At 43.8% G+C, this 9,736-nt stretch carries 7 protein-coding genes; all 7 read left to right on the top strand.

Annotated features, from left to right (window positions below; all coding sequences use genetic code 11):
• Positions 1-174 precede the first annotated feature (174 nt).
• The 7 genes from AC6UDA_RS06890 to AC6UDA_RS06860 all read left to right on the top strand — a co-directional run bounded on the left by AC6UDA_RS06890 (position 175) and on the right by AC6UDA_RS06860 (position 9,716).
• Positions 175-1,467 (top strand): cation:dicarboxylate symporter family transporter, encoded by a 1,293-nt coding sequence (locus AC6UDA_RS06890; protein ID WP_500711444.1) that lies wholly within the window; start codon positions 175-177, stop codon positions 1,465-1,467.
• Positions 1,468-1,837: 370 nt separating this feature from the next.
• A complete protein-coding gene (locus AC6UDA_RS06885; RefSeq protein ID WP_500711443.1) occupies positions 1,838-3,169 on the top strand; it encodes an aspartate aminotransferase family protein in 1,332 nt (443 codons plus the stop codon).
• Positions 3,170-3,187: 18 nt separating this feature from the next.
• Positions 3,188-4,651, top strand: coding sequence for an APC family permease (locus AC6UDA_RS06880; RefSeq protein WP_500711441.1), 1,464 nt, complete (start codon positions 3,188-3,190; stop codon positions 4,649-4,651).
• A gap of 96 nt (positions 4,652-4,747) precedes the next feature.
• Entirely contained in the window at positions 4,748-5,974 is a 1,227-nt protein-coding gene (locus AC6UDA_RS06875) for an argininosuccinate synthase (protein WP_500711438.1), read from the top strand.
• Entirely contained in the window at positions 5,971-7,347 is a 1,377-nt protein-coding gene (gene argH, locus AC6UDA_RS06870) for an argininosuccinate lyase (RefSeq protein WP_500699560.1), read from the top strand. The genes AC6UDA_RS06875 and argH overlap by 4 nt, the downstream gene beginning before the upstream one ends.
• A 145-nt stretch (positions 7,348-7,492) precedes the next feature.
• Positions 7,493-8,962: an ABC transporter substrate-binding protein/permease gene (locus tag AC6UDA_RS06865; RefSeq protein ID WP_500711436.1), complete on the top strand. Its 1,470-nt coding sequence runs from the start codon at positions 7,493-7,495 to the stop codon at positions 8,960-8,962.
• Positions 8,955-9,716, top strand: a complete 762-nt coding sequence (locus AC6UDA_RS06860; protein ID WP_500694129.1) for an amino acid ABC transporter ATP-binding protein — start codon at positions 8,955-8,957, stop codon at positions 9,714-9,716. Before AC6UDA_RS06865 ends, AC6UDA_RS06860 begins: the two co-directional genes overlap by 8 nt.
• Positions 9,717-9,736 lie beyond the last annotated feature (20 nt).

The raw sequence follows: 9,736 nt of genomic DNA, 5'->3' as shown, positions 1-9,736 counted from the left end.
CGAACACAGAAGTTAAGCTTCAGCACGCCAAGAGTAGTTGGGGGATCGCCCCCTGCAAGGGTAGGACGTTGCCACGCAACCCAGAGTTTTTAACCATTTGGTTAGGAACTCTTTTTTTGTGCCGTAAATTAGGTGTATAATTACCAACAATTAAGTCATAAGGGTAGTGATTTTATGAAAAAACAACGCTGGTACCGTTTTTCACTCGGTTGGCAAATTGTATTTGGCTTGTTCTTAGGGATTATCTTAGGCGTTATTTTTTATCAGAATAAAGATGCCATTAATGTAATGCAAAACATTGGGACTATGTTTATTAGCCTAATTCAAATGATTGTTTTACCAATTGTGGTTTCTTGTTTAACGGTTGGAATTGCCGGAATGGGTGACATCAAAAAGGTCGGACGGATTGGGGTAAAGACGCTGGTTTACTTCGAATTAATGACCACGGTTGCTATTATTTTGGGTCTCTTAGTCGCTAACATCGCTCATCCCGGAACTTACATTAACGTTCATCAAATGCATGGATCGACGGACATTAGTCAATACATAGCGACTGCCAAGCAGTCCAAAAATACAGGAATCTGGTCCATGATTATGAACTTAATTCCTACTAACATCTTTGCGTCATTAAGCAAGGGTGATATGATGCCCATCATTGTTTTTTCGGTCTTCTTTGGTTTAGGAACCGCAGCCATCGGTGAAAAGGGACAAATCATTATTAACTTCATGAGTGCGGTCTCAGAAGTTATGTTTAAAATTACAAATTGGGTCATGCACTTAGCTCCAATTGGAGTTTGTGCCCTAATTGGGGTCACCTTGGCCGAGCTAGGAATTAAGGCCCTGTTACCGTTAGGCTATTTTGTTTTCTTAGTTTACCTCACTATGCTTGTTTTTGTTCTGGTAGTAATGGGAGTCGTGGCTCGCCTCTGTCATTTCAAACTCTCGGACCTTTTGGCGGTTATCAAGAATGAAATTGTTTTAGCCTTTTCGACTGCCAGCTCTGAGGCGGTTCTACCTAAGATGATTCAAAAAATGGATCACTTTGGCGTTAGTCCATCAATCGTTTCGTTCGTTATCCCAACTGGGTACACCTTTAATCTTGACGGTTCGGCAATCTATCAGTCACTGGCGGCTCTTTTTCTTGCTCAGGCTTATAACATTCACTTATCAATTGGACAGCAGGTCACCTTACTGATTGTATTGATGATCACCTCAAAGGGAATGGCTGGAGTTCCAGGGGCCTCCTTTGTTGTGCTGCTTGCCACTATTTCAACGATTGGCGTTCCCATGTCTGGTTTGACCTTCATCGCCGGCATCGATCGGTTCATTGATATGGGTCGGACGGCAGTCAACGTGGTCGGCAATTCACTTGCGACGGTGGTAATTGGAAGTTCTGAACATGAATTTAACCGGAAGCAAGCGAATAGTTATGTCAAACAAGTTAAATCAAAAAAGCATAATCGTTAAAGCTGAAGTTGGACATTTAAGCTGGTTTCAGTTTTTATTTTGTCGTTTGTTAAGAAATTGATAAAAAAGCATTGACAGGATTGGTCGTTTCAATTTACAATCAGTGAAACTAATGAAAGGAAGTTTTAGCGATGACGGCACCCGTAGTTTCCATGATTAGCATTTTATTATTCATTTTAGTCACAGTGATGATTAAAAATTGTGTGGATAATAAGATGCCTTTAAGTCAGAGCTAACTTCTTCTTTAAGTCCTCACAGTTTTGTTGGTAACTGCGGGGGTAAGTAGGTAATGTCCTCCAGTTACGTGAACTGGGGGATTTTTTTATTTTCAAGAAGTTAACTTTAATAAATAGTTTAAGGAGGGTTTGAAATGACAAATAAAGAAACGCTGGCTCACGAACAGCGGGCTTATTCAAAGGCGGCACGAATTAAATATTTTGATATTGTAATTAAATCAGGGGCCGGAGCCATTTTAACGGACGAAGATGGACGCAGTTACATTGACCTCTTATCCAGTGCTTCATCAACTAATACTGGACATTGTCATCAGAAAGTTGTCAAAGCCATTTCAGATCAAGCTAGCCGGTTGATTCAATACACTCCAGCCTATTTTGCGACTTCTGAAGAAGCTAAGTTAGCGCCACGATTAGCTGAATTGGCTCCAATTGACGGGCCAACTAAAGTGGCTTTTGGTAATTCTGGGTCTGACGCGAACGATGCGATTATTAAATTTGCGAGAGCATTCACGGGCCGTCAATACATTGTGAGTTTTACCGGTGCTTATCATGGTTCCACGTATGGATCGATTAGTACTTCGGCAGTTAGTCTCAACATGTCACGCAAAATTGGGCCACTCTTACCTGGTGTAGTTAAGGTTCCCTATCCAAGTCCATGGAATCGTCTAAAGGGTGAAAATGATGATGAATTCAGTGATCGGATGTTTGAGGCTTTTAAGTTGCCATTTGAGACTTATTTACCAGCTGAAGAGACGGCGGTCATTGAGATCGAAGCCATTCAAGGTGATGGTGGTTTTATTAAAGCACCAGAACGTTTTTTAAATCGGGTGTATCGATTCGCCAAGGATCACGGCATCCTATTTGCCGTAGATGAGGTTAATCAAGGACTCGGACGAAGTGGGAAGATGTGGTCAATTGATTATTTTAAGGATGTTCATCCAGATTTAGTTGCGATTGGAAAGTCAATTGCATCCGGATTGCCGCTCAGTGCTGTTGCGGGTCGAAAAGAAATTATGGATGCCATGGATGCACCTGGGAATACCTTTACGACGGCTGGTAATCCAGTGTCGGCGGCCGCTGCTAACGCTACGTTAGACGTCATTGAAAACGAACACTTGGTAGAACGAAGTGCAAGATTAGGCAAACAGGCCAATCAATTCTTTAAGCAAATGGAAGACCGATTTCCATTTATTGGTGACGTTCGGATGTATGGATTAAATGGTGGAATTGACATTGTTGACCCTCAGACCAAGAAACCAGACGGTGATGCCGCTAACAAACTAATTTATCGGATATTTGAGTTGGGCGCCATCATGATTACCGTCCGTGGCAATGTTTTACGTTTCCAACCACCGTTGGTAATTAAAGAAGCTGATTTACAAAAAGCCTTTTCAATGATTGAGCAGGCAATGCAAGAATTAAACGATAGAAAATTAACTAAATCACCCGCAAACATGGGTTGGTAATCAAAAGGAGTTTGAAGCATGAAAAATATTTGGCATAAGATGAATGAAAAAGTTGATTTTCATTTCTATATATCTAAAGATAAACACTTGGAAAAAACCATGACCGTTAAGGACTTCCTCGCTCTCGGCCTTGGAACCATCCTTTCAACGTCAATTTTTACCTTACCTGGGATTGTAGCAGCCAAGTATACCGGACCGGCCGTTGTCATTTCGTTCATCCTAGCAGCACTAGTAGCTGGCCTCGTAGCAATGAATTACGCTGAAATGGCGTCCGTCTTGCCCTTTGCCGGCTCTGCTTATTCGTGGATCTCAGTCCTGTTTGGTAAATTTTGGGGCTGGATCGTTGGCTGGGCGCTACTAGCGGAATACCTAATCGCCGTAGCCTTTGTTGCCGCTGGACTCTCATCAAACGTCCAAGGACTAATCTCGCCGCTTGGAATTACGCTACCAAAGGCAATTTCTTCCCCACTTGGTACTAACGGAGGGGTAATTGACATTATTGCCGTTTTAGTGTTGGCACTTGTCACCTACATCTTGATGCGTGGTGACCGACAAACAACTCGAATTTCAAACGTGTTGGTAGTGTTGAAACTACTGGCAATCGTGGCCTTTATTGTGGTTGGGGCGACCGCTATCAAAGCCCAAAACTACGTTCCGTTCTTCCCGAAAAGTCATCCGAATCCTGATGGAACGGTCTTTGGTGGCTGGCAAGGGATCTACGCTGGGATTTCAACGATTTTTCTCTCCTACATTGGGTTTGATTCCATTGCCTCTAACTCTGGTGAAGCTAAGAATCCCCAAAAAACCATGCCACGTGGCATCATTGGTTCGTTAGTAATCGCTACGATTTTCTTTATTTGTGTTTCACTAGTGTTGGTAGGGATGTTTAAGTACACCTTGTACACTAACAACGCTGAACCAGTGGGGTGGGCGCTTCGACAAAGTGGTCACACCATTGTTGCCACCGTCGTGCAGGCCGTGGCGGTTGCCGGAATGTTAGTGGCTTTGATTGGAATGATGATGGCTGGTTCCCGTTTAATCTATTCCTTTGGTCGTGACAAAATGTTGCCCAAGGCCGTTGGCAAACTGAATCAAAAAAAGATTCCAAGTAATGCGCTCTGGATCATCACCATCATTGGAATCATTCTGGGGGCCATTTTTCCGTTTACCTTCCTCGCCCAATTGATTTCAGCTGGGACGTTAATTGCCTTCATGGCAGTTTCACTGGCCATGTATCCACTCAGAAGACGCGAAGGGAAAACCCTTCCAAAGGCGGCTTACCGAATTCCTTTTTATCCAATCTTACCCGCATTAGGCTTTTTGGGCTCCCTCGCTGTCTTTATGGGACTCGACATTCAGGCTAAAATTTATTCGGTGGTCTGGTTCCTGTTGGGTGTCATTATCTACTTCGTTTACGGCATGCGTCACGCCGACTCCAAGATTCCCGACAGTGATGATCAAGAGATTGACGAGAACCTTTAAGTGTTGAATATGTGACTTTTATCCCAAAGGTGGTTGAAAAATCAATATTCGCGTAGTACTCTTAGAACAATCTTAAAAGAAAAGGGTGAATTAGTAATGTCAGATAAAAGGAAAAAAGTCGTTCTAGCATATTCTGGTGGTCTTGATACTTCAGTTGCGATCGCTTGGTTGACTGATAAAGGTTATGACGTCATTGCAACCTGCATCAACGTTGGCGAAAACAAGGACCCAGAATTCATTAAAAATAAAGCGCTAAAGGTGGGTGCCGTCCGCTCATACGTCATTGACGCTCAAGATGAATTCGCTGATGAGTATGCTTCAGTCGATTTACAGGCCAACGCCATGTACGAAGGATCGTATCCGCTTGTTTCTGCTTTATCAAGACCTTTGATTGTAAAGAAATTGGTTGAGGTCGCAAAGAACGAAGGCGCCGATGCGATCGCTCATGGTTGTACTGGAAAAGGAAACGATCAGGTCCGATTTGAAGTTGCTATTCATGCCCTTGCTCCCGACATAGACGTGTTAAGTCCAGTTCGTGACTGGCACTGGTCTAGAGAAGACGAGATTGAGTACGCTAAGGATCACAATATTGATATCCCAATTGATTTAGATTCACCATATTCAATTGACAGTAATATCTGGGGTCGTGCTAACGAAGCCGGGGTCTTAGAAGATCCATGGGTTAGCGCTCCAGAGGATGCCTTCGATATGACCAAACCGGTTGAAGAAACGCCCGATGAACCAACCGAACTAGAAATTACGTTTAAAAAAGGTCTTCCAGTTGCGTTGAACGGCAAGCCCATGAAATTTGCTGATATCATCAAAGAGTTAAATACGATTGCTGGTGAAAATGGAATCGGTCGAATTGACCACATTGAGAATCGGTTAGTTGGAATCAAATCCAGAGAAGTCTATGAGACTCCTGGAGCAACGGTGCTCCTTAAAGCTCACAAGGAACTTGAAGATTTGACCTTTGAAAGAGGATTGGCACACTTCAAGCCCATTGTTGAAAACGAAATCAGTGAGGTCATCTACGACGGACTCTGGTTCTCACCACTAATGGAGTCACTTCAGGCCTTTTTGAAGGATTCGCAGAAACATGTCAGTGGGGTGGTCAGAGTTAAGTTATTTAAGGGTAACGTAACCGTCCTTGGCAGAAAGTCAGAGAACTCGCTGTATGATAAGGATCTTGCTACCTACACTTCATCGGATTCATTCGACCAGGTGGCTTCCAAGGGCTTTATCAAATTGTGGGGTCTTCCAACGAAGGTGAACTCTCAGGTTCAGATTAGAAATCAAAAGCAAAAGGACAAAAGTAAATGAGCGATAAACTATGGGGTGGCCGCTTTACCGAGCAACCTGATGAATCGGTTGATAATTTTGGTTCGTCAATCTCTTTTGACCAGTTAATGGCTGACGAGGATATTGAGGGATCGCTGGCTCACGTAAAAATGCTAGAAAAGACTGGCATTCTTCCCGCTGGCGACGTTAAACAGATTGTCAGTGGCTTAGAGGGCATTCAAACCGATTTGCACGCTGGTAAAATTAAGTTCTCCAAAGCAAATGAAGATATTCATATGAATATTGAAAAGATCCTCACCGATCGGATTGGTCCGGTAGCCGGAAAACTTCACACGGCGCGTTCCAGAAACGATCAGGTGGCAACGGATTTTCATTTATACCTAAAAAAGCGGCTTCCCAAAATCATTGACGAGATTACGACTTTACAGAAGACGTTGGTGAAGATGGCGGATGAAAACGTGGAAACCATCATGCCGGGTTATACGCATCTTCAGCATGCCCAGCCCATCTCGTACGGACACTACTTGATGGCGTACTACCAGATGCTGAAGCGGGACAAGGAACGTTTTGAGTTTAATGAGAAGCACACGGACATGCTGCCACTGGGAGCGGCGGCTCTTGCTGGGACCACGTTTCCCATTGACCGGCAGTTTACTGCCCAAGAACTTGGCTTTGATGAGGTCTATGCCAATTCGTTAGACGCTGTTTCTGACCGTGACTTTGCCTTGGAATTTCTGAGTAACTGTTCCATCTTGATGATGCATCTGTCCCGTTTCTGTGAAGAGATTAGTATGTGGGTTAGTTATGAGTTTCAGTACTTAGAAATCAGTGACGAGTATTCGACTGGTAGTTCAATCATGCCGCAGAAGAAAAATCCAGACATGGCCGAACTGATTCGGGGAAAGACCGGGCGCGTGTATGGTGACTTGATGGGACTTCTGTCAACCATGAAATCACTGCCATTGGCCTATAATAAAGACTTACAGGAAGACAAAGAAGGGGTCTTTGATGCGGTTAAGACCGTCTTGCCGGCACTCAAGGTGTTCAACGGGATGCTCTCCACCCTAAAGATCAATAAGGACAAGATGCGTGATAGTACCAAGCATGATTTATCAAACGCCACTGAGCTGGCCGACTACTTGGCGGCCAAGGGGGTTCCATTTCGTGAGGCCCATGGAATTGTTGGTAAATTAGTCTTGAACTGCATTCAGACGCACCGTGACTTACAGGACATGAGTTTAAAAGAGTTACAGAAAGCCTCATCTGTAATCCAGGACGATGTCTATCATGAACTTGATCCAGAAGTGGCCGTAAAGCGCCGTAACTCCGAAGGTGGAACCGGGTTTAAGCAGGTCAGAGCGCAGATTGACAAGGCTAAAGCTGAATTAAAATAAAAAAAGCAAAAAAGACTGAAGCCGCATGGCTTCAGTCTTTTTGCGTTCTTTGATAGCAAATTTTCTTAAATTAGATTTGCTTTTCATTTCACAGGTGGTACACTTTGAAAAATTAATTAAGAAATTGTTAAGGAGATGAAGTTCAATGAGTAAGTCGAAGTTAAAGACTGTCATGCAGTTGTTGTTGGTCGTTGTCATTGTTGGAATGGGTACCTTGTTAACACGACGACCAGCACACGCGGATGACCAATCGTTGAACCGAGTCAAGCAATCAGGAACACTGACGGTCGGAACCGCTCCGGATTATCCTCCGTTTGAGTTTCAGGTTAATAGGAATGGGACACAGGACGATGTCGGCCTTGATATTGACATTGCCAAACAGATTGCGAAAAATTTACACGTTAAGTTAAAGATTAAAAATATGAGTTTTGATTCTCTGCTGGTAGCCGTTCAGTCGGGCAAGATTGACATGGCAATTGGCGGAATTAATCCGACTCCCGAACGGAAGCAGAATGCTGATTTCTCCAAGATTTACTATAGCGGTGGGCAGGATTTTCTCATCAACAAAAATGATGCCGGCAAAATTAAAAACAAAAATAGTTTAAAGGGGCAAAAGGTTGGAACTCAGACCGGGACCCTGCAACAAAGTTTAGCTAAAAAGTATATTCCCAACGCGCACGTAGTTGGGATGGACAAGACGCCGGATTTGGTCCTAGCGCTTAAGACCCATAAAGTTGCCGCTGTCGGGGTTGAAAAGCCGGTGGCCCAAGCATATGTTGCAAACGATCATGCCCTAAAGGCCGTTGATTCGGGGTACAAATTAAATAAAAACGACGTTGGGACTGCCATTGCGTTTAAGAAGGGTAACACGTCCCTTGTAAGCGCCGTCAATCAAAGTATTGATCAGATTCACCAAAAGAAACTGATTCCACAATACTTAAAGGATGCCGGGAAGCACATGAAGGTTAATACCCACAACACGTCAATGTGGCACTACTGGAAATACTTCGCTACTGGGGTTGAGTATACTTTAATTATTTCAGTCGTTTCCGTCTTCTTCGGCATCATTCTTGGCATCATCTTGGTACTGATGAGACTCTCGAAATACAAGTTCTTGAGCTGGCCGTCAGTCGCCTACACCGAGTTTGTCAGAGGAACACCTATGATGGTACAGGTCCTGTTCGTCTACTTCGGTTTAGGCGTCCTGGTTAACATTCCCGCGTTAACCGCCGGCATTATTGCCGTTTCCTTAAACAGTGGTGCTTATGTCAGTGAGATTATCAGAGGTGGGATTAACGCCGTTGACAAGGGGCAGTCAGAAGCATCGAGAAGTCTGGGGCTTTCTAAAAAAGACATGATGGCATCGGTTATTTTGCCCCAGGCCTTTAAGAACATTTGGCCCGCCCTTGGAAATGAATTTATCACCATTATCAAGGACAGTTCCATCGTTTCAATCATTGGAGTAACAGAAATCGTGTACGAACTAAACATCGTTCGGGCTGACACTTACAGAGGAGTGGCACCAATTGCCGTCGCAATGATTCTCTACTTTATCCTCTCGTTCTCGTTGTCAAGGGTGCTGAACTACTTTGAAAGAAGGATGAACCATGACTAAAACTGATAATGAAGCGTTGATTCAAGTCAACGATTTGAAAAAAGATTTTGGAGCAAATGAGGTCTTAAAAGGCATCGACGGAACCATTAAAACGGGCCAGGTCATCTGTGTGATCGGCCCCTCTGGTTCTGGCAAGAGTACCTTTTTACGGTGTCTGAACATGTTGGAAGAACCCACCAGCGGACAAATTATCTTTGATGGAAAGGATCTTACCAAGTTCAACCACAAAGAGGTTGCTACTTTGGGTGAACGGATTGGCATGGTTTTTCAAAGCTTTAATCTTTTTCCTAACATGACCGTCTTAGAAAATTTAAAGCTGGCTCCTAAAAAAGTGAAACACGTCAAAGATCAGGAGGCCGCTTCAATTGGACTGAGATTACTAGACCGAGTGGGATTAAAGGGGAAGGCCAATGTTTATCCGTCCAGTCTCTCTGGTGGACAGGCCCAAAGAGTTGCCATGGCCAGAGCGCTTGCCATGAATCCGCAAGTTATGTTATTTGATGAACCGACAAGTGCACTTGATCCTGAAATGGTCGGTGAAGTGCTTCATGTCATGCAAGGACTGGCCAACGAGGGCATGACGATGGTGGTTGTGACCCATGAGATGGGTTTTGCGAAAAAGGTAGCCGATGAAGTCTGGTTTATGGCGGACGGTTACATCCAGGAAAAGAATACACCGGATCAGCTCTTTGATCATCCCCAAAATCAGCGAACCAAAGAATTTATCGATAAAATTATTAATGAAGATGAGTAGACTAAAAGAGCTTCCGTTTG

This window comes from Fructilactobacillus sp. X8R4C1 (assembly GCF_059900905.1).
This window is presented reverse-complemented; position numbering and strand designations above follow the sequence as displayed.